Below are 20,894 nucleotides of genomic sequence, written 5' to 3' on the forward strand. Positions count from 1 at the left end.
CGGTCTAGAACCCCCGCGCCAACTAGCAGAAGGACGACCATGGCCGACGCTCATGCGATCTCAGTCCGTGTCTATTACGAGGACACCGATTTCTCCGGCGTCGTCTACCACGCCTCCTATCTGCGCTTTATGGAGCGGGGTCGCACCGAGCTGATCCGCGACCTCGGCATCGAGCAGCGCGAGCTCTTCGACGGCGACGCGGCGCTCGGCTTCGCAGTCAGGCGCATGCTGATCGATTTCGTCAGGCCGGCGGTGATGGACGATCTCCTGACCATCGAGACCAAGCCGACTTTGGCACGCGGCGCGACCATGGAACTCGACCAGCGCATCCTGCGCGGCGAGGAGGTGCTGGTCACGGCGCAGGTCAAGGTCGCCTGCGTCGGCGGTGGCAAGGCCAGGCGCATCCCGGATGTGCTGCGGCACCGCCTCGGCCTCGAAATCCTCTGATCGTTCCTGCCGCCGCTGGCATCGACGCTGGCGGATCGCCATGTTAGGGCCCGTAACATGAGCTGGAAACGCAACGAGCCCGAGCAGCCGCGGGGGTACCACCACGGCAATCTCAAGGAGGCGCTGGTCCGCGCCGCCCTCGGCCTGATCGGCGAGAAGGGCCCCAACGGCTTCACCTTCGCCGAGGCCGCGCGCATGGCCGGCGTCAGCCCGGCGGCGCCTTACCGGCACTATCGCGACCGTGACGAACTGCTGGCCGACGTCGCGGTCCATGGTTTCGCCGCCTTCGAGGCGGCGCTCGCCAAGGCCTGGGACAGTGGCAAGCCCGATCCGGAGACGGCGTTCCACCGGCTCGGCCGGGCCTATCTCGCCTTCGCACACGACCAGCCGGCCTTCTATTCGGCGATGTTCGAAGCCGGGGTGCCGCTCGATGCCAGTCCCGAATTGCGCGCTGCCGCCGATCGCTCCTTCCAGCAACTGCGCCAGGCGGCGGAGACGCTGATTGCGGCGCTGCCTCAGGGAAAGCGCCCGCCGGCCCTGATGATGGCGCTGCATATCTGGGCGATGTCGCACGGCGTCGCCGCTCTGTTCGGCCGCGCCGATGCCGGCCGGAGGCCGCTGCCGATGTCGGCCTCCGATCTGCTGGAAGCGGGAATGCTGATCTATCTCAAGGGCCTGGGCCTGCCCCCCGACCAGCCGGTCTGATCTCCTTCCGAAAATTTTGATGCGGCCGTCTTGAAAGCCTTGGCAGTTGCGTCCAGATATGTAAATGTGATTTACATTCACACGGTCGGCGAGGGCCGGATCCGATCAGCTTGGATAAGCCGATCGGTGAATCCGTCCCTCTCTCCAAGACGGAGCCGATCGGGAGGTTGGCCGGCAGCGGCATCCGCCGCTGCCCTTCGAGTTCGAGAGGGATCGATGCCGATCGTCGCGAAGCTTGACGAATATGGAAAGGGAGCCTGGATCGCCTTCGCGGTGCTCGGCTTCATCATCTTCTGGCCGCTGGGTCTGGCGACCCTGGTCTTTCTTTTCTGGAGTGGACGCATGGGACATGGTTGCGGACCAGCTCGCTATGAGCACCGGATGAATCGCCTGCAGGACAAGATGGAGCGCCTGCGCGAGCGCATGGGCGGGGCCCAGCAGTGGGGCCGTAGCGGCTTTGGTGGTGGCTGGGGCCGTGGCCCGTCATCGAGCGGCAACCGTGCCTTCGACGAGTACCGCGATGAGACGCTGCGCCGTCTCGAGGACGAGCAGCGCGAGTTCCACGACTTCCTCGGCCGGCTGCGGATGGCCAAGGACAAGGCCGAGTTCGACGAGTTCATGAATACGCGCCGCCCCAGCACCGGCACGGATACTGTCGAAAGCGCCTGATCGCCCCTTTTTAGGAGCTATCGACCGTCGGCGGCCCGCTTCCTCACGGAGGCGGGCCGTTGCCGTTCTTCGGCGGGGGCCTCCGCGGGCGGGGGCTCCGGCTTCTTCTTGTTGGTGGTCACAAAGAAGATCACGATGGTGAGAGCCGATGTCAGCGAAGCCAGGATCGCGGTGATCTGGGCTTTCAGGCTCTCGATCTTGGCGACACGTCCCACAATGATGTTGTGACGCAGCTGGAGCGCGGTCAGTCGCTCGCTTGCCTCCAGCACCATCGCGTTCTCCATCGCCTGGATGCTCTGGACCGTCCCGGCGTCGCTGTAGTCCTGATCGACGAGGGCGTCATAGGGCGCCATCCGGCTCTGCCAGTCCTGCGGATGGACGATCGCCGCCATGCGGCGCACCGCCTGCTTGGCGTTCAGGCGGAACAGCCGGTCGAGCAGATATTTGTATTGCATGTCGGCCTGCGAGCCGTTCAGCACCAGGAGCAGGGCGCCGCGCCCGAGCTGCAAGGTCTCGAAGCTCTTCACCTGGCCGTCGAGCGCGCCGAGGTCGCGGGTGATGCCGTCGCGCTCCTCGGTGAAGCGGGCGCTGCGCCGGTCGAGCGAGTTCGATATGGCGAAGGTCGCGATCGAGGACAGGATCGCCGGCGAGGCGATCAGGACGGCGCTGAGCGTCGTGCGATTCCAGACATAGTTCCGGGCCTGGCCCGTCAGCCATTCGCCAAACCGCATCGCCCCCAACCCTCGGTCGCCGCTGCGTCGCCCGCCGACGGCCGCAAGGCCGTCATAACGCGATGTTAACCATGCAGGCCCTTAACCTTGACGGTGACTTAACGGGACACAAGGCCTTTGGCGCACGGGAACATCGCCGTTTGGCCCATCTTTCGCCGAATTCAGCGGTAATTGGTGTCAACGGCATACCCCCGGAGCGCAGAAACGGGCGGCGGCGCGAGCTTCGCGGCGCGAAGAACAGGCTGCGCGGGGCCGCACCCGGTTTCGCGTCGGCCAGAGCCGGATTCGATCAGGCCGCAATGGCCTGGTCGGTAGGGGCTCGAGAGAGAAGGAAGACAGGATGAACCCCGCCGTGGAGATCGCGCAGGCCGCGCCACAGGTCGACATGTCGTTCTGGACGCTGTTCTGGCACGCCCACATCGTCGTCAAGCTGGTGATGATGGGTCTGCTGGCCGCGTCGATCTGGTGCTGGTCGATCATCATCGACAAGACCTTGCTCTATCGCCGCACGCGCCAGGACATGGATGCGTTCGAGGAGGTGTTCTGGTCGGGCCGCTCGCTCGAAGAGCTCTATCGCGACCTCTCCAACCGCCCGGTCAACGACATGGCCGCCGTCTTCGTCGCAGCGATGCGCGAATGGAAGCGCTCGTTCGAGAATGGCGGGCGCTCGGTCGCGAGCCTGTCAGCCCGCATCGACAAGGTGCTCGACGTCACCATCCAGCGCGAGGCTGAGCGGCTCGAATCGAAGCTGCTCGTGCTCTCGACCATCGCCTCTTCGGCGCCCTTCATCGGCCTGTTCGGCACGGTGTGGGGCATCATGACCTCGTTCACCGCGATCGCGGTCTCGAAGAATTCCTCCCTCGCCGTCGTCGCTCCCGGCATCGCCGAAGCGCTGTTCGCCACCGCGATCGGCCTGTTCGCCGCGATTCCCGCGCTGATGGCCTACAACAAGCTGCAGGCCGAGGTCGCCAAGGCGCAGAACCGGCTCGAGGCCTTCGCCGACGAATTCTCCGCGATCCTGTCGCGGCAGATCGACGAACGTCTGGCGGCGTGAGGGCTTAGACAATGGGCATGTCAGCCGCAGCCGGCGGGAAGGCCGGGGGACGCCGTGGGCGTCGTCCGCGCCGTCACGGAGCCATCGCCGAGATCAACATGACGCCGTTCATCGACGTCATGCTGGTGCTGCTGATCATCTTCATGGTCGCCGCGCCGCTGATCGCGACCGGCGTGCCGATCGACCTGCCGCAGACCGGCGCCAAGCCGATCAATGTCGATCAGAAGCCGATCACCATCGCCATCGACGAGAAGGGCCAGATCTTCCTGCAGGACCAGCCGACGCTCGAGCCCGACCTGGTGCAGAAGCTGCAAGGCCTTGCCAAGCAGGGTTTCGAGGACCGGATCTATGTGCGCGGCCACAAGCAGGTCGACTATGGCCGCGTCGCCTCGGTGATGGCGACGATCACCAGCGCCGGCTTCAGGCGCGTGGCGCTGGTCACCGAATCGCATTCGCGTTGAACGAGAAGGTGCTGTCGCGTTGATGCTCTCGCGCTCAGAGCCGGGCTTGGCGGTTTCCGCCCTGGGCCACGCGACCGTCCTGGTCGCGGGGCTGCTGGCCTTTGCCGGCACGGCGCCGCTGCCCGAGCATCAGGAGGCGATCGCCGTCGAGGTGATCGACCCCTCTGCGCTGAATCAGGTCACGCGCGGCGAGCGCCAGGCCGAGAAGGTGCAGGAGAAGCCGCAGCAGCGGGCCGAGCGCCAGTCCGAGATCGTCGAGCGCAAGGAAGCGGGCGAGGCCAAGCAGGATACGCCGGCGCCGCCCTCGCGGCCGCCCGAGCTCAAGGTCGCCGACGACAATGCCGCTGCGCCGCTGCCGCCTGCCCGTCCGACCCCGAAGCCGACACCGCCGGCCGAGCCGGTGAAGCAGCCGCCGCAGAAGTCCGAGCAGGCGGCCGCCCAGGAAGCGGAGCAGCGCCGCGAGGAACAGGCCAAGCTCGCCGAGGAGGCGGAGCTCGAGCGCAAGGCCAAGCAGGCCGAGCAGGAGGCCAAGGCCGCCGCCAAGGCGAAGGCCGAAGCGGAGGCGCAAGCCCGTGCCGAAGCGGCCAAGGCCGCCCAGGAGAAGGCCGTGGCGGAAGCCAAGGCGAAGGCTGAAGCCGAGCAGAAGGCCAAGATCGCCGCCGAGGCCAAGGCGAAGCGCGAGGCGGAAGCCAAGGCGAAGCGCGAGGCCGAGATCGCCAAGAATTTCAACCCGAACGACATCGCCAAGCTGCTGCAATCGAAGGAGCAGGCGCAGTCCTCGGGATCGAGCGCGCCGCAGATCAACCGTACCGCTTCGCTCGGCACCCAGACCGGCTCGTCGCAGAAGCTGTCGCCGTCGCTGCGAACCCAGCTGATGGGCATCATCCAGGAACAGCTGCAGAAGTGCTGGAACGTGCCGATCGCGCTGCAGAGCGCCTCGAAGCCGGTGGTGCCGCAGGTGCGCATGAAGCTCAACACCGACGGCTCGCTGATCGGCCAGGCGAGCGTGACCAACACCTCGTCGGACCCGCTCTTCCGGGTCGCGGCGGATTCGGCTCTGACGGCGACGCGCCGCTGCTCACCGTTGCGCATTCCCGCGCAATTTGCCGCCTATTACGACGATTGGCGCGACGTCATCGTGAATTTCGACGCCAGGGACGTGCTGTGACCGCCATGGACCGCATTGATCATTCCACCAAGCGCTCGGCTCTCGGGCCGACCCGCCGCCATGCGCTCGCGCTGGCCGGCACGGGCCTGGCATTGCCGGCTTTGCTCCCCACGCCCGCGCTTGCCGAGCTGGTGATCGACCTGCGCAAGGGCACCTTCCAGCCGATGCCGATCGCGGTCGCCGATTTCGCCGGGGAGGGCGGCGGGCTGGTCTCCGGCATTATCGCCAACAACCTGAAGCGCTGCGGCTATTTCGTGCCGATCGAGAAGGCGCGGCATCCCGAGAAGAACCCGCCCTTCGATGCGGCGCCGCAATTTGAGGCCTGGAAAGCGGCCGGCGTGCAGGCGCTGGTGATCGGCCGGGTCTCGCGCGACGGCGGTCGGCTGCGTGCCGAGTTCCGGCTCTGGGACGTGGTCGCCGGCCAGCAGATCGACGGCCAGCAATATTTCACCGACCCGAACAATTCCCGCCGGGTCGGCCACATCATCTCCGATGCGATCTTCACCAAGATCACCGGCGTTGGCGGCTTCTTCGATACCCGCGTCGTCTTCGTCGATGAATCCGGCTCGAAGGAGGCCCGGCGCAAGCGCCTCGCCATCATGGACCAGGACGGCGCCAATGTGCGCTACCTGACCGATGGCGCGACCTCGGTGGTGACGCCGCGCTACTCGCCGGTGGCCCAGGAGGTCACTTACATGGCACAGCGCACCGGCGAGCAGCCGCGCGTCCATGTCCTCAACATCGAGACGGGCCAGCGCCAGGTCGTCGGCAACTTCCCCGACATGACCACGAGCCCGCGCTTCTCGCCGAACGGCGCGCGCATCGCGCTCAGCCTGCAGCAGGGCGGCAACGCCAATCTCTATGCGATCGACATCGGCTCGCGCACCACGCAGCGGCTGACCTCGACGGCAGCGATCGACACCTCGCCGTCCTATGCGCCCGATGGATCGCAGATCGTCTTCGAGAGCGACCGCGGCGGCTCGCAGCAGCTCTATGTGATGGGCGCCGGTGGCGGCGAGGGCAAGCGCATCTCCTTCGGCCAAGGCTCCTATTCGCAGCCATCCTGGTCGCCCCGCGGCGACCTCATCGCCTTTACCCGCCAGGGCGGCGGCACCTTCGGGATTGGCGTGATGAAGCCCGACGGCTCGGGCGAGCGTATCCTGACCGAGAGCTTCCACAACGAGGCGCCGAACTGGGCCCCGAACGGCCAGTACATCATGTTCTTCCGGGATCCCGGCGGGCAGTCCGGCGGCAAGCTCTACATGGTCGACATCACCGGCCGGGTCGAGGTGCCGGTGCCGACGCCGTCCTTTGCTTCCGATCCGACCTGGTCGCCACTGCTGACCGCGGCGCGCTAGCGCGTGCCGCGCTGATGCAGGAATGCAACATCATCGAACCGTTGGTTTCCGGCCATATTTGGTTAACCATAAGCCGCAATGCCGCCACTTCGCCTTGTTCTGGCAAGGTCTCGTTTAGGTTGACACTTCATTGATGGTGGACCGCGTGACGCCGCCCGGCGCGCTCCGCGTCCGAAATTCGGAGAGAATTGACATGCTCGCCTCCTTTGCCGCCAGCGCCCGCACCGTGCGCATCGCCGCCGCCCTGATGGGTGCGCTCGCCCTCGGCGCCTGCGCCAAGGACCAGAACGCCGACGGCTTCGGTGCCGGCGGCGCCGCCACCCCGGGCAGCGCCCAGGACTTCGTCGTCAATGTCGGCGACCGCGTCTTCTTCGAGACCGACTCGACCGATCTGACGCCGACCGCGGTCGCGACCCTCGACAAGCAGTCGGGCTGGCTGCAGCGCTATCCGCGCTACACCTTCACCATCGAAGGCCATGCCGACGAGCGCGGCACCCGCGAGTACAACTATTCGCTCGGCGCCCGCCGCGCCCAGACGGTCCGGGACTATCTCGCCTCGCGCGGCATCCCGAGCAACCGCATCCGCACCATCTCCTACGGTAAGGAGCGGCCGGTCGCCGTCTGCAACGACATCTCCTGCTGGTCGCAGAACCGCCGCGCCGTGACGGTGCTCGACGGCGCCGGCGGCGTCTGAACCGGACAGCTTGATAAACGCTTGACGTGGCCGGCGCTTACCGCAAGGAAAGCGCCGGCTTTTCCATATTTTGGCCGCGGTATTCGCGTGTGATAAGAACAGTCCCCGGGGCGATGCGGTTTGCCTGACATGATCTTTGCGACGATTTCGATTCCGAGCCTGAAGCGGCTCTCGCTGCGGCATGCCCTGCTTGCAGGTTTTTCGCTGCTGGCGATCGGCTTGACGCAGCCTGCCGCCGCGCAGGATGCGGCCGATCTCGTGGTCCGTACGAGCCGGCTCGAGAACCAGCTGCGCCAGCTCTCCGGCCAGATCGAGCAACTCCAGTTCGAGAACCGGCGCCTGACCGAGCAGCTGCGCAAGATGCAGGAAGATGTCGACTTCCGCTTCTCCGAGCGGGGCGGGCAGCGTGGCGGCGCAGCAGCAGCGCCCGCGCCGCAGGCGCCCCGTCCGGCAGCCCCCCAGCCGGCGCCCGGCCGCGAGCGCCGCGGCGACGCCTTCGATCCCGCTGCCCAGCCGGGAGCCGCCGGTGGGCCGCGCCAGCTCGGCCAGATCATTGACGAGGAGTTCGCCAGCGACCAGGGGCAGGGTCCGATGGACCTCTCCAGCGTCGGGCGCCCGGCCCCGGGAGGAGCGCTGCCGCCAGCGGCTGCGCAGGGCACCAGCGTCGCCGCGACGGGACAGGCGGCCAGCCCGCGTGAGCTCTACGACGTCGCCTACGCCCATGTGCTGCGCAAGGAGTACGAGCGCGCCGAGATGAGCTTCCGCGAGTTCCTGCAGAGCTATCCGCGCGATCGTCTGGCGGCCGACGCTACCTTTTGGCTCGGCGAGAGCTATTACCAGCGTCGGCGCTATCGCGAGGCAGCCGAGCAGTTCCTGAAGATCTCGCGCGATTTTCCGAAGGCCGGCAAGGGCGCCGACAGCCTGCTCAAGCTCGGCATGTCCCTGAATGGCCTCGGTGCGCGTGACCAGGCCTGCGCCACCTTCGCCAAGGTCGGCGTCGATTATCCCGCCGCCTCGAACGCGGTGCGCCAGGGTGTCGAGCGCGAGCGGCAGCGCGCCCGCTGCGCTTGACCGCGGCGCCTGCAGGTCCTGCCGAATCCGAGCCGCTGACGGCGGCTGAAGCCGGTGCCCTGTTCCGCCCGCTCGCCAACGAGGACGCGCTCATCGTTGCAGTGTCCGGCGGGCCGGATTCCATTGCTCTCCTCGCCCTCTTGGCCGAATGGAGCGGGCGAGGCCGTCCGCGGCTCCTGGCGGTCACCATCGATCACGCCCTGCGCCCGGAGGCGGCGCAGGAGGCGATGATGGTCGGCGAGCTGTGTGCGAAGCTTGGCGTCGAGCATCGTACGCGGCGCTGGCAGGGCCCGAAGCCGCAGGCCGGAGTGCAGGAGAAGGCGCGCGCGGCGCGCTATGCGCTGCTGGCGGAGGAGGCGAGGGTGCCAGGCGCCACCGCGATCGTCACCGCGCACACCGCCGACGACCAGGCCGAGACCCTGCTGATGCGCATGGCGGCGGGCTCCGGTCTCGCCGGCCTGGCCGGGATGGCGCCGCGCAGCGCGGTGAACGGGATCGTGCTGGCGAGGCCGCTGCTCGGGATCGCGAAATCCCGGCTGGTTGCGACCTGCGAGGCGCGAGGGCTCGCCTTCATCCGCGATCCGTCCAATGACGATCCGCGTTTCGCCCGCATCCGCTGGCGCGGACTATTGCCGACCTTGGGCCGTGAAGGACTGACCGCCCTGCGCCTCGGCCAGCTTGCGCATCGGCTGGCGCGGGCCGACGAGGCGCTCGACAGATTGGCGGCGCGTGCCCTGGCGAGCGTGCCGGCCGGGGATGAGAACGGCAAGCGCTGGTTCGATTTCGCGCGGCTCTGCGGGGAGCCCGAGGAGATCGTGATCCGGAGCCTGGGGCTCGCGCTCGCCGCGGCGCAGGACGGCGAAGCGCAAGCCGATGTGCCGCTGCGTCTGGCGCGGCTCGAGGATTGCGCGAAGGTGCTGATCGCCGCGGCGCGCGAGGGCAGGGCGCTGCGGCGCACGCTCGGCGGCTTTCGTCTGTCGCTGGCCGGCGATGGCGTTTTGACGCTGATGCGCGAAGGCGAGAGGCGCCGGGGCGTTCACCCTGCGACGGTATAACCCTAAGAAGGGTCAGCCTTCCCTTGGCAAGGGGGCATGGCGGCCCTAGATTAAGCAGCGAAAACCACAGGCTCGCGCGGCAATCCCGCCGGCGAGCGGATCGGAACCGTAATGAATCCGAACTTCCGCAATTTCGCCCTCTGGGTGGTGATCTTCCTGCTGGTCCTGGCGCTGGTCACCTTGTTCCAGAGCCCGAGCCAGCGTGCCAGCACCAATGAAATCCCCTTCAGCCAGCTGATCAACGAGTCCGAGGCCGGCCGTATCGCCAATGTCGTGGTGGCCGGGCCCGAGATCACTGGCACGTTCACGGACGGCCGCAACTTCGTCGCCTATGCGCCGTACAACGACCCGCAGCTCGTTCGGACGCTGGCGCAGAAGGGCGTGCAGGTCTCGGCCCGCGCCCCGTCCGAGGGCACGCCCTGGTTCATGGCGCTGCTGGTCAATTCGCTGCCCTTCGTGATCTTCATCGGCCTGTGGATCTTCATGTCCCGCCAGATGCAGAACGGCGCCGGCCGGGCGATGGGCTTCGGCAAGTCCAAGGCGAAGCTCCTCACCGAGGCCCATGGCCGCGTCACCTTCGAGGACGTCGCCGGCATCGACGAAGCCAAGGAAGACCTGCAGGAGATCGTCGAGTTCCTGCGGGATCCGCAGAAGTTCCAGCGCCTGGGCGGCCGGATTCCGCGCGGCGTGCTGCTGGTCGGCCCTCCCGGCACCGGCAAGACCTTGACCGCGCGCGCCGTCGCCGGCGAGGCGAATGTGCCGTTCTTCACCATCTCGGGCTCCGACTTCGTGGAGATGTTCGTCGGCGTCGGCGCCAGCCGCGTGCGCGATATGTTCGAGCAGGCCAAGAAGAACGCGCCCTGCATCATCTTCATCGACGAGATCGACGCGGTCGGCCGCCATCGTGGCGCCGGCCTCGGTGGCGGCAATGACGAGCGCGAGCAGACGCTGAACCAGCTGCTGGTCGAGATGGACGGCTTCGAGCCGAACGAGGGCGTGATCATCATCGCCGCGACCAACCGTCCCGACGTGCTCGACCCGGCGCTGCTGCGTCCCGGCCGCTTCGATCGCCAGATCGTCGTGCCGAACCCGGATGTCGCGGGCCGCGAGAAGATCCTGCGCGTGCATGTGCGCAAGGTCCCGCTCGCTCCGGACGTCGATCTCAAGGTGCTGGCCCGCGGCACGCCCGGCTTCTCCGGCGCCGACCTGATGAACCTCGTTAACGAGGGCGCCCTGCTCGCTGCCCGCCGTGGCAAGCGCATGGTCACCCATGCCGAGTTCGAGGACGCCAAGGACAAGGTCATGATGGGCGCCGAGCGCAAATCCATGGCGATGTCCGAAGAGGAGAAGAAGCTGACCGCCTATCACGAGGCCGGTCATGCCATCGTCGGCCTCTATGTCCCGGCCGGTATCCCCGTGCACAAGGCGACGATCATCCCGCGTGGCCGTGCGCTCGGTATGGTCAAGTTCCTGCCCGAGGGCGACCGCTACTCGATGAAGTTCAAGGAGTTCACTTCGCAGCTCGCGGTCGCCATGGGCGGACGCGTGGCTGAAGAGATGACTTTCGGCATGGAGAATGTGACCTCCGGCGCGACGGGCGACATCCAGCAGGCGACCAAGATGGCCAAGGCCATGGTCACCCAGATGGGCTATTCCAAGGAACTCGGCATGGTCGCCTATGGCGACAATCAGGAAGAGGTCTTCTTGGGCATGTCGATGGGCCGTACGCAGAGCCTGTCGGAGGCAACCGCGCAGAAGATCGATTCCGAGGTGCGCAAGCTGGTCCATCAGGGCTATCTCGACGCCACGGCGATCCTGACCGAACACCACGAGCAGTTTGTCGCGGTGGCCGAGGCGCTGCTCGAGTTCGAGACGCTGACCGGCGACGAGATCCGCGACCTGATCGCGGGCAAGCGCCCCTCGCGCGACGACGCCGACACGCCGCACGCGCCACGTGGCTCGGCCGTGCCGAGCGCCGGCAAGGGCCGCAAGCGCGACGAGCCCGATGCCGGGCTGGAGCCGCAGCCGCTGGCCTGACGGCGCGGCCAGACCTTGAACGATCAAAGGGCGGCCTTCGGGCCGCCCTTTGTCATGCAGGTCTTCGCCAGCCATGCGAGCTGGGGATAGCCGGTGCCTGGCGGATACGGTCCGACACAATTTGTGAGAAGCTGAGCAGGCAAAGAGCCTGTATGAGCTGCAAAACAACGAGCCGGGCAAGGCTCCGAGGACTGACCTCATGACACGCAAATACTTCGGCACCGATGGCATTCGCGGACGCGCCAACGGCGTGATCACGCCTGATCTGGCGCTGCGGGTCGGGCAGGCCACAGGCATCGCCTTCCGTCGCGGTGAGCACCGCCATCGCGTGGTGATCGGCAAGGATACGCGGCTCTCGGGCTACATGATCGAGAACGCGCTGGTCGCCGGCTTCACGTCCGTCGGGATGGATGTGCTGCTGCTGGGCCCGATGCCGACGCCGGCGGTGGCGATGCTGACCCGCTCGATGCGGGCGGATCTCGGCGTGATGATCTCGGCCTCGCACAACCCCTATGAGGACAACGGCATCAAACTGTTCGGGCCGGACGGCTACAAGCTCAACGACGAGGTTGAGGCGGAGATCACCCAATTGATCGACTCCGATCTTGGCAAGCAGCTGTCGTCTTCGGCGATGCTTGGCCGGGCCAAGCGTGTCGAGAGTGCCCATGCCCGCTATATCGAGTTCGCCAAGCGCACCCTGCCGCGCAATCTTGGCCTGGACGGCCTGCGCATCGTGCTCGATTGCGCCAATGGCGCTGCCTACAAGGTTGCGCCCGAGGCGCTCTGGGAGCTCGGTGCCGAAGTCATCACCATCGGCGACGAGCCCGATGGCTTCAACATCAACAAGGATGTCGGCTCGACCAAGCCGGCGGCGCTCAGCCAGAAGGTGCGCGAGCTGCGTGCCGACCTTGGCATCGCGCTCGACGGCGACGCGGACCGGGTGCTGATCGTCGACGAGCAGGGCCAGATCGTCGATGGCGACCAGCTGATGGGCGTGATCGCGCGGAGCTGGCAGGAGGACGGCCGGCTCTCGGCGCCCGGGATCGTTTCTACTGTGATGTCCAATCTCGGCCTGGAGCGCTATCTGGCGGGCCTCGGCCTGTCGATGGCGCGTACCGCGGTGGGCGATCGCTATGTGCTGGAGCACATGCGGGCCAACGGCTTCAATCTCGGCGGCGAGCAGTCCGGCCACATCATCCTCTCCGACTACGGCACCACCGGCGACGGGCTGGTCGCGGCGCTGCAGTTGCTCGCCGTGGTCAAGCGCCAGGAGAAACCGGTCTCCGAAGTCTGCCATTGCTTCGAGCCGCTGCCGCAGATCCTCAAGAATGTCCGCTACAAGCAGGGCCGTCCGCTGGAGGAGAAGCCGGTCGTCAACGCGATCAAGGCGGCCGAGCAACTGCTCGGCGAGAGCGGGCGGCTGGTAATCCGTCCCTCCGGCACCGAGCCGGTGATCCGTGTCATGGCCGAGGGCGACGACCGCGATCTCGTCCTGCGAGCGGTCGACGAGGTGGTCGAGGCGGTGACGAAGGCGGCCGCCTGAGCGTATCCCGCGGCTCCTGCGTCGTCATCCCGGGCGAGTGCCGAAGGCTCGAGGTACCGGAATCAATCGGAGGGCCCGAGCGCTACGATGGTTTCAGCCCTCCGTTTCACCCCGGCCGGAATGACGCAGCACTTTCCTGGAGAGGTCGCTCGGTTCGGCCCCACGAAAGCCTTCGCGGAAACTGACCTCTCGGGGCCAATGCTGCCGTTTACGGATCGATAGGCTTAGTTTTTAAGGTTAAGTGTCGTTTAAGAAATCCATGGCAAGGTTTCCCCATCGGTAACTCGCGTGCACTTGAGTCCAGCTGCATGCAAACTCGAAGGGGCCTGCCATGCGCAGCCTGAAGACCCTTGCGCTTGCAGGCGCCATGGCCGTGAGCGCATCCGCCATCGCCAGTGCCGCAGACTTTCCGATGGCGCAGCCCGCTCCTCCGCCGCCGCCCGAACTGCGCGGCACGATCTCGTCGGGCATCTATCTGCGCGGCGATATCGGTGTCGGCGTCACCAATTTCGGCAAGTACGAGCAGGAAGACGTTCGCCAGGCGAACGGGACATGGCCTGCCAAGGAAGATCGCTCGACCTCCTTCTTCGGCGGTGTCGGCATCGGCTATCGCTTCAACAACTGGTTCCGCGTCGACGGCACCTTCGAGTATCGCGGCGGCGGCAGCTTCGGCGCGACCGACCAGGTCGACCTGGGCGGCGGGACCGTCCTGCACAACACCTACAAGGGCAGCATCAGCTCGATGGTCGCCCTATTCAACGCCTATGTCGATCTCGGCACCTGGAACTGCCTGACGCCCTATATCGGCGCTGGTATCGGCTATGCGAGCAACCGTATCCACGGCGTCACCGACCAGGGCGTCATGAGCACGTTGAACCCTGGCGGCTGGGGTCCCGGCTACAGCACGCTCGGCACCGCCAATGCGGGCACCAAGAGCGGCGTCGCCTGGGCGCTCATGGCCGGTGTCGGCTACGAGGTCAACAAGAACCTGACCCTCGAAGTCGGCTATCGCTACCTCAACCTCGGCGACGCCCAGTCGGGCCGCCTCGTCAACGCCTATGGCGGGCAGGTGCAGGGGCCGCTCAAGATCAAGGACATCGACAGCCACGACATCAAGATCGGCATGCGTTGGAACTTCGGCGAGCCCGATTGCTGCGGCCCGGTCGAGCGCCCGGTCGCCTACGCGCCGGCCCCGGTCGTCCGCAAGTACTGACCAGTCCGACCATTCGGAAAAAGAGGCCGCGCGAGCCACGCTCGCGCGGTTTTTCTTTTGGCGCTGTACTGCCGGTTGACATACTCCCATGGAGTATCCTAGCCGTATGGCATGAAGCGCCATGCCGCATAGCCCAGACGACAAGAAGCGCGCCGTCTCGCGCCTGCGCCGCATCAAGGGCCAGGCGGAGGCGCTGGAGCGCGCGGTCGAGTCGGGTGTGGATTGCAGCGCTCTGCTGCAGCAGATCGCGGCCTTGCGCGGTGCCGCCAACGGGCTGATGGCAGAGGTGCTGGAAAGCCATTTGCGCGAGACCTTCGGTCTTGCGCTGGGAAACGGGCGCCACGGCGAGGAAGAGGCCGGTTTCGAACCCGAAACCGAGCTCGACGGAATCATACGGATGCTGCGAACCTATCTGAAATAGGCGCGCGCAACGCTCTGAAGGAGGATGCTGAGATGAAGACACGTGCCGCCGTGGCCTGGGAGGCCGGCAAGCCTCTGACGATCGAGACCATCGAGATCGGCGGGCCGAAGGCCGGCGAGGTGCTGGTCGAGGTGATGGCGACCGGCATCTGCCATACCGACGCCTATACGCTGTCGGGCCTGGATTCCGAGGGCAAGTTCCCGGCGATCCTCGGCCATGAGGGCGCCGGCATCGTGCGCGAGGTGGGGGCGGGTGTGACCACGCTGAGGCCCGGCGACCATGTCATCCCGCTCTACACGCCGGAATGCCGCAGCTGTAAGTCCTGCCTGTCGCGCCGGACCAATCTCTGCACCTCGATCCGCGCCACCCAGGGGCAGGGCCTGATGCCGGACGGTACCTCGCGCTTCTCCTGCGATGGCGGCGAGGTCTTCCACTATATGGGCTGCTCGACCTTCGCGAACTTCACCGTTCTGCCCGAGATCGCGCTCGCCAAGGTCCGCGAGGACGCGCCCTTCGACAAGATCTGCTATATCGGCTGCGGCGTGACGACCGGCATCGGCGCGGTGATCTACACCGCCAAGGTCTGGCCCGGCGCGAACGTCGTCGTCTTCGGCCTCGGCGGCATCGGCCTCAACGTCATCCAGGGTGCCCGCATGGTCGGCGCCGACAAGATCATCGGCGTCGACATCAATCCGGGCAAGCGCGCCATGGCCGAGAAGTTCGGCATGACCGACTTCATCAACCCGGCCGAGATCGGCAACGACAAGGTGGTGCAGGCGATCGTCGACCTGACCGGCGGCGGCGCCGACTTCTCCTTCGACGCGACCGGCAACACCAATGTGATGCGCCAGGCACTGGAATGCTGCCATCGCGGCTGGGGCGAGTCGATCATCATCGGCGTCGCCGAGGCCGGCAAGGAGATCGCCACCCGGCCGTTCCAGCTGGTCACCGGCCGCGTCTGGAAGGGCACCGCCTTCGGTGGGGCGAGGGGGCGCACCGACGTGCCGAAGATCGTCGACTGGTACATGGAGGGGAAGATCAACATCGACGACCTGATCACCCACAAGCTCTCGCTCGACGAGATCAACCATGGCTTCGACCTGATGCACGAGGGCAAGTCGATCCGCTCCGTCGTCGTCTACTGAGGTAGCGACCTCGTCCTTCGGGAACGCCTGCACGCGATCGGGGTTGATCGGTGCAGGCGCATCCGGAGGGCAACCATGGCAACCAATATCGCAGCAGGGAACAGCCGCTCCGTCTTCACCCGCTTGTCGCAGGCGACGGCGCATTGGGCCGGCAAGCCGCAGACCTTCTTCGTCGCGCTCGCCATCATCGTCGTCTGGGCTGCGTCGGGTCCGTTCTTCGGCTTTAACGACACCTGGCAATTGGTGATCAACACCTCGACGACGATCGTCACCTTCCTGATGGTGTTCATCATCCAGAACAGCCAGAACCGCGACACGGCGGCGATGCAGATCAAGCTCGACGAGCTGATCAACAAGCTCGAGGGCGCGCGCGAGGAGCTGCTCGACCTCGAGGAGCTCGACGAGGACAAGCTCGAGGAGATGCGGGCCGAATTCGAGGAGATGGCGCGCAAGGCGCGCGCCGCTCGCGAAAACCGCTCCGGCTGATACGGTCGACGAGCGGCCGCAAGCTTACCCAACTGGACGCTGGCAGGCGCCGCGTTATCCTTCGTCGTGAAGCGCAGGTTGCGGTGCGAATCGGCTAGGAGCGAGGCCATGCGAGGAGCGGGTTGGTGCAGGCTTGGTCTGGCGATGCTGCTCTCGCTCGCGAGCATCGCGGTCGGTGCAGCCGAGCCGCTCCTCGATGTCCAGGATGTCGCGACGCTGCGGCGCCTTGAAGCGGCAGGCTATGCGCTGGCCGATGTCCTCGGAGCCGCCAGGGCCGACAGCACCGCTGCACTTGCGCGCGACAGCGCTGCCTTCCGCACCATCGCCAGCCATGTCGGCGAGGACGTCAGCGCACTGCGGGCCGAGATGCTGGCCAATGGCCGCCGGCTCTATGAGGTCACCGACGGCAATGTCGGCCGGGTCATCGACCTGCGCTGGCTGCGGTCGCCGATCGCCCGCTTCCAGCTGGCCGCCGTGGTCAACCGGCTTGACCGGCAGGACTTCGCCACGCTGCTGGGCGAAACCGGTTGCGGCGAGGTGCGTCTGATCTACCGGCTCGCCTATGCCTTCGACGATGCGAAGCTGAAGCGGCGGCTGGCCTCGCGCCTGCCGTTCACGCTCAACGCCGTCTTCAGCGTCAAGGCGGGAGAGGGCGGCTCCTGCCGTGATGCCGCGCAAGCCTGGTCGATCGCGCCAGGTGGCGATCCGGCGGCGCTGGCGCGGCAACTCGCCAGCGGGCCGCTTTCGAAGCAGCGGATCGACCTCAAGCAGGTCGAGCTCAACGCCCAGATCGTGCGCTTCCCGTCCGGGATGGAGACCGAGTTCGGTGGGCAGGCGGCCTATCTGCAGCGCATCTTTGCGGCCTCCACAGGCGAAGGCGGCCTGACGCTCAAGCCCAAGCCGCTCGAGAACACGCCTGACGTCGCGAGGCTGAAGAGCGATGCCGCGCTCCGGCAGGAGCTGATCGACTATGTCAGGACCAATCTCCCGGTGATCGACCGGGGCGTCTACCAGCTGCCCGAGCGCTTCCTGGCGACCAAGGCGATCTCCTATTCGACCTTCGGCAGCGCCCGATTGGCCAACCACCCTTTCACCGAAGCCGTGCCAGCGCGCGCACTGACGGGGCTCGATTTCGGCGCGGCTCGGCTGGTGCGCAACGAGAAGGCGCTGCTGGAGCGGCTCGACAATGGCTCCTGCATGGGCTGCCATCAGGCTGGCGCCACCGCCGGCTTCCATATGTTCGGGCTCGACGACGGTTCGACCTCGGCGCTGAACCGGATCAAGACCGGCATATCCCCGCACTTCTATGCCGAGGGCTTCCGCCGCGCGGCCTATGTCGCTGCAATCGCCGATGGCGCCGAGCCGGAGCGCTACCGTCCGCCTTCCTTCGCGCCGCCGGCGACCTGGCAGGTGGGCCGGAGCTTCGCCTATCGGCAGGCGGCGCTGACCATGCCCTGTCTGACGGGCGAGAGTGCGAAAGCCTTCGGCGAGGGCTGGGGGTGCGCTGCGGGCTCGGTCTGCAAGCCCCTGGTCGAGAGCAAGGCGGTCGGGATCGAGTTCGGCCAATGCGTCAGGCTGGACGAGGCCCGCAACTTTTCCGGCCAGCCCTGCCTGACCGGCGTGATCACCACCGCTGTCGGCAGGCCCTATCTCGACCGCTATCGCAAGACCGGGCAGTTCGGCGCCTTCGCCACGGGCTTCTCGCAGACCGCCTTCAACTGTCGGCCGGCCAAGATCGGGGTTCCCGCCGGGATGGCCTATCGCCAGTGCACGCCGGCCGACCGCACGTTTTCCGGCTTCGCCAATGGCAAGGTGCCGGATGAGATCTGCGGGCTCGCCGGCGGCAAGGCCTTCGACGATTGCGTCGCGACCAACCGTTTCGACGACTGCCTGTCGAAGGCGGTGACGCGCGGCAATCGCGGCACCTGCAGCGCCACCAGCTTCTGCCGCGAGGACTATATGTGCCAGGCGATCCCCGACGATGTGCCGGGCGCGAACACGACGGTGAAGGATTACGGCTTCTGCTCGCCGACCTATTTCCTGTTCCAGATGCGGATCGACGGCCATCCCGATCCGCAGGCGCGACTGTAGCGGTTACCCCGCCAGCACGAAGTCGAAGCGCCCGAGCTGGCCGCCTTCGGCCGGGCGGAGAGTCATCAGCAGTTTCTGGTCGAACAGGCCGTCGCGGCGGTTGCCGGGCTCGTCCGGGAAATAGAGCTGGGTGGTGAGTACGGTGCTCTGCCCGCCCGCACGCACCTTCACATGCAGATGGCGGGTGCGGCCGGTGTAGAGCCCGGGCGTGCGGGTGACGAGCTGATAGCGACCCTGCTGGTCGGCGAAGAGATGGCCGCGGAAGCGGAAGCCGCGATTGTCGTACTGCCCGGACGTATCGGCATGCCAGAAATCGAGCAGGGCGCCGGGTAGTGGCCGGCATTGCCGGGTCAGCACGAAGCCGCTCAGCACCAGCAGCGTGCCGTCGCCGTCGCTGCGCAGATCGGCGCGCTGCGGCGACGAGGGCGTGAAATAGGGGCCTTCGGTCTGGCGCGGCGTCGCGGCCGCATGTCCCTCGCAGGCCGGCGTCGCCGGCAGCTCGGTGCCCTGCGCGAACGCGTCGGCCGGGAGGGTGAGGCTTGCGAAGCCCGCAGCCGAGAGGCGCGTGAGCAGGTCGCGGCGACTTGGGGTTTCTGACATGGCGTCTCCCTTGCACCTTGCGGCGTCACCATTCTTGCCACGCGGCTGATGTCCGATTTCGGGCAGAGGCGATGCCTCGCCGAACTGTGATGGTGAAGGGAGCAGCGCGGGCAAATGTCTCCTGTGGGCACATTGCATCCATGTGCCCGAGCACTGGCGATTGCGGGTGCTTTTTGGCAATAGTCCGCCCTGCGAGGAATTGGCCGGCACAGGCGTTCCATCCGACGAGACGATGAGGGACGGCATGTCGACCGATATCGAGATCGCCCGCGCGGCGACGCTTCAGCCCATCGGCGCGGTCGCCGAGGCGGTCGGCATTCCGGACGCGGCGCTGCACCCCTATGGCAAGTACATCGCCAAGGTCGATACCAGCGCGATCCCTGGCTTCGCCGAAAAGCCGGACGGCAAGCTCATCCTGGTCACCGCGATCAGCCCGACGCCGGCCGGCGAGGGCAAGACCACGACGACGGTCGGCCTCGGCGACGGGCTGAAGCGCCTCGGCAAACGCACCATGATCGCGCTGCGCGAGCCCTCGCTCGGCCCCTGCTTCGGCCAGAAGGGCGGGGCGGCCGGCGGCGGCTATGCCCAGGTCGTGCCGATGGAGCAGATCAACCTGCACTTCACCGGCGATTTCCACGCCATCACCAGCGCCCACAACCTGCTGGCGGCGATGCTCGACAACCATGTCTACTGGGGCAACGGGCTCGATCTCGACGAACGCCACATCGCCTGGCGGCGCGTGGTCGACATGAACGACCGGGCGTTGCGCTCGATCGTCTCCTCGCTCGGCGGCGCCACGAACGGTTTCCCGCGCGAGGACGGCTTCGACATCACCGTCGCCTCCGAGGTGATGGCGATCTTCTGCCTGGCCAAGGACCTCGCCGATCTGGAGGAGCGGCTCGGGCGCATCGTCATCGGTCGCACCCGCAGCAAGCGCCCGGTCACTGCGGCCGAGCTCAACGCCCAGGGCGCGATGACGGTGCTGCTGCGCGATGCGCTGATGCCGAACCTGGTGCAGACGCTGGAGGGCACGCCCGCCTTCGTCCATGGCGGGCCCTTCGCCAACATCGCCCATGGCTGCAATTCGGTGATCGCGACGCGCGCCGCGCTGAAGCTCGCCGACTATGTCGTGACCGAGGCCGGTTTCGGCGCCGATCTCGGGGCCGAGAAGTTCTTCGACATCAAGTGTCGCAAGGCCGGGTTGAAGCCGGATGTCGCCGTGGTGGTCGCGACCGTGCGGGCGCTGAAGATGCATGGCGGCGTTGCCCGCGACAGGCTCGGCAGCGAGAATCTGAAAGCGCTGGAGGCGGGCCTGTCCAACCTCGCCCGCCATGTCGAGAACGTCAGGAAGTTCGGCGTGCCGGCGATCGTCGCGATCAACCATTTCACCAGCGACACAGCCGCAGAGCACGCGCTGATCCAGCACTATTGCCGCAACCATCTCGGCGTCGAGGCGGTGATCTGTCGGCATTGGGCCGAGGGCGGGGCGGGCACCGAGGAGCTCGCGACCAAGGTCGCGGCGCTGACCGACGGTGGCGAAGCGGATTTCGCGCCGCTCTATCCCGACGCGATGCCGCTGCGCCAGAAGCTCGAGACGATCGCCCGCGAGATCTATGGTGCCGCCGGGATCTCAATGGACGCCAAGGCTACGGCCCGCTTCGCCGAGCTTGAAGCGGCCGGCTATGGCAACCTGCCGGTCTGCGTCGCCAAGACGCAATATTCCTTCTCAGCCGATCCGACCCTGCGCGGGGCGCCGTCGGGCCACACCGTGCCGGTGCGCGAGCTTCGGCTCTCGGCTGGCGCCGGCTTCGTCGTCGCGATCTGCGGGGACATCATGACCATGCCCGGCCTGCCGCGGCAGCCGGCAGCGGAGCGCATCTATCTCGACGCGCACGGCCAGATCGAGGGGCTGTTCTAGCCGCCCGCCACATTCGTCAACGAAGTG

The 20,894-nt window shown here is 67.0% G+C and carries 20 protein-coding genes; 18 read left to right on the forward strand and 2 right to left on the reverse strand.

Annotated features, from left to right (window positions below):
* Positions 1-39: 39 nt before the first annotated feature.
* From ybgC to AC1DS0_RS05970, 3 genes are all read left to right on the forward strand, one after another.
* Positions 40-447, forward strand: coding sequence for a tol-pal system-associated acyl-CoA thioesterase (gene ybgC / locus AC1DS0_RS05960; protein WP_152012236.1), 408 nt, complete (start codon positions 40-42; stop codon positions 445-447).
* 57 nt (positions 448-504) lie between these two features.
* Positions 505-1,152: a TetR/AcrR family transcriptional regulator gene (locus AC1DS0_RS05965; protein WP_476813455.1), complete on the forward strand. Its 648-nt coding sequence runs from the start codon at positions 505-507 to the stop codon at positions 1,150-1,152.
* Positions 1,153-1,368: 216 nt separating this feature from the next.
* A complete protein-coding gene (locus AC1DS0_RS05970) occupies positions 1,369-1,821 on the forward strand; it encodes a DUF2852 domain-containing protein (protein WP_476813456.1) in 453 nt (150 codons plus the stop codon).
* A gap of 17 nt (positions 1,822-1,838) precedes the next feature.
* Here the strand turns inward: AC1DS0_RS05970 and AC1DS0_RS05975 are convergent, their stop codons facing one another.
* A complete protein-coding gene (locus AC1DS0_RS05975; protein ID WP_476813457.1) occupies positions 1,839-2,552 on the reverse strand; it encodes a hypothetical protein in 714 nt (237 codons plus the stop codon).
* 340 nt (positions 2,553-2,892) lie between these two features.
* On the opposite strand from AC1DS0_RS05975, the gene tolQ reads away from it, so the two are divergent.
* The 14 genes from tolQ to AC1DS0_RS06045 all read left to right on the forward strand — a co-directional run bounded on the left by tolQ (position 2,893) and on the right by AC1DS0_RS06045 (position 18,349).
* Complete coding sequence (gene tolQ, locus AC1DS0_RS05980) at positions 2,893-3,606, forward strand: protein TolQ (protein WP_091839015.1); 714 nt, start codon at positions 2,893-2,895, stop codon at positions 3,604-3,606.
* 11 nt (positions 3,607-3,617) lie between these two features.
* A complete protein-coding gene (gene tolR / locus AC1DS0_RS05985; protein WP_476813458.1) occupies positions 3,618-4,067 on the forward strand; it encodes a protein TolR in 450 nt (149 codons plus the stop codon).
* Between the two features lie 46 nt (positions 4,068-4,113).
* Positions 4,114-5,235, forward strand: a complete 1,122-nt coding sequence (tolA, locus tag AC1DS0_RS05990; protein WP_476813459.1) for a cell envelope integrity protein TolA — start codon at positions 4,114-4,116, stop codon at positions 5,233-5,235.
* A 5-nt stretch (positions 5,236-5,240) separates the two neighbouring features.
* Positions 5,241-6,593, forward strand: coding sequence for a Tol-Pal system beta propeller repeat protein TolB (gene tolB / locus AC1DS0_RS05995; RefSeq protein ID WP_476813460.1), 1,353 nt, complete (start codon positions 5,241-5,243; stop codon positions 6,591-6,593).
* 193 nt (positions 6,594-6,786) lie between these two features.
* Positions 6,787-7,287, forward strand: coding sequence for a peptidoglycan-associated lipoprotein Pal (pal, locus tag AC1DS0_RS06000; protein ID WP_152012244.1), 501 nt, complete (start codon positions 6,787-6,789; stop codon positions 7,285-7,287).
* A 129-nt stretch (positions 7,288-7,416) separates the two neighbouring features.
* A complete protein-coding gene (gene ybgF / locus AC1DS0_RS06005) occupies positions 7,417-8,358 on the forward strand; it encodes a tol-pal system protein YbgF (protein ID WP_476813556.1) in 942 nt (313 codons plus the stop codon).
* Positions 8,355-9,413, forward strand: coding sequence for a tRNA lysidine(34) synthetase TilS (gene tilS, locus AC1DS0_RS06010; protein WP_476813461.1), 1,059 nt, complete (start codon positions 8,355-8,357; stop codon positions 9,411-9,413). Before ybgF ends, tilS begins: the two co-directional genes overlap by 4 nt.
* Positions 9,414-9,524: 111 nt before the next feature.
* The gene (ftsH, locus tag AC1DS0_RS06015; protein ID WP_152012246.1) at positions 9,525-11,450 is read left to right on the forward strand and encodes an ATP-dependent zinc metalloprotease FtsH; all 1,926 of its coding nucleotides are present in this window, start codon (positions 9,525-9,527) and stop codon (positions 11,448-11,450) included.
* Positions 11,451-11,649: 199 nt separating this feature from the next.
* Positions 11,650-12,993, forward strand: coding sequence for a phosphoglucosamine mutase (gene glmM, locus AC1DS0_RS06020; protein WP_476813462.1), 1,344 nt, complete (start codon positions 11,650-11,652; stop codon positions 12,991-12,993).
* 331 nt (positions 12,994-13,324) lie between these two features.
* Entirely contained in the window at positions 13,325-14,206 is an 882-nt protein-coding gene (locus tag AC1DS0_RS06025; protein WP_152012248.1) for an outer membrane protein, read from the forward strand.
* 121 nt (positions 14,207-14,327) lie between these two features.
* Positions 14,328-14,627 carry a metal/formaldehyde-sensitive transcriptional repressor gene (locus AC1DS0_RS06030; protein ID WP_476813463.1) on the forward strand — a complete coding sequence of 100 codons (300 nt, stop codon included), beginning with the start codon at positions 14,328-14,330 and terminating at the stop codon, positions 14,625-14,627.
* Positions 14,628-14,659: 32 nt separating this feature from the next.
* Positions 14,660-15,772, forward strand: coding sequence for an S-(hydroxymethyl)glutathione dehydrogenase/class III alcohol dehydrogenase (locus tag AC1DS0_RS06035; protein WP_476813464.1), 1,113 nt, complete (start codon positions 14,660-14,662; stop codon positions 15,770-15,772).
* A 75-nt stretch (positions 15,773-15,847) separates the two neighbouring features.
* A complete protein-coding gene (locus AC1DS0_RS06040) occupies positions 15,848-16,258 on the forward strand; it encodes a low affinity iron permease family protein (protein WP_476813465.1) in 411 nt (136 codons plus the stop codon).
* 108 nt (positions 16,259-16,366) lie between these two features.
* Entirely contained in the window at positions 16,367-18,349 is a 1,983-nt protein-coding gene (locus AC1DS0_RS06045) for a hypothetical protein (protein ID WP_476813466.1), read from the forward strand.
* Between the two features lie 3 nt (positions 18,350-18,352).
* Here the strand turns inward: AC1DS0_RS06045 and AC1DS0_RS06050 are convergent, their stop codons facing one another.
* Positions 18,353-18,949, reverse strand: coding sequence for a dioxygenase family protein (locus AC1DS0_RS06050; protein ID WP_476813467.1), 597 nt, complete (start codon positions 18,947-18,949; stop codon positions 18,353-18,355).
* 244 nt (positions 18,950-19,193) lie between these two features.
* On the opposite strand from AC1DS0_RS06050, the gene AC1DS0_RS06055 reads away from it, so the two are divergent.
* The gene (locus AC1DS0_RS06055; RefSeq protein ID WP_476813468.1) at positions 19,194-20,867 is read left to right on the forward strand and encodes a formate--tetrahydrofolate ligase; all 1,674 of its coding nucleotides are present in this window, start codon (positions 19,194-19,196) and stop codon (positions 20,865-20,867) included.
* The last annotated feature ends 27 nt before the right edge of the window (positions 20,868-20,894 follow it).

The organism is Allobosea sp. P4_H5, from assembly GCF_056400825.1.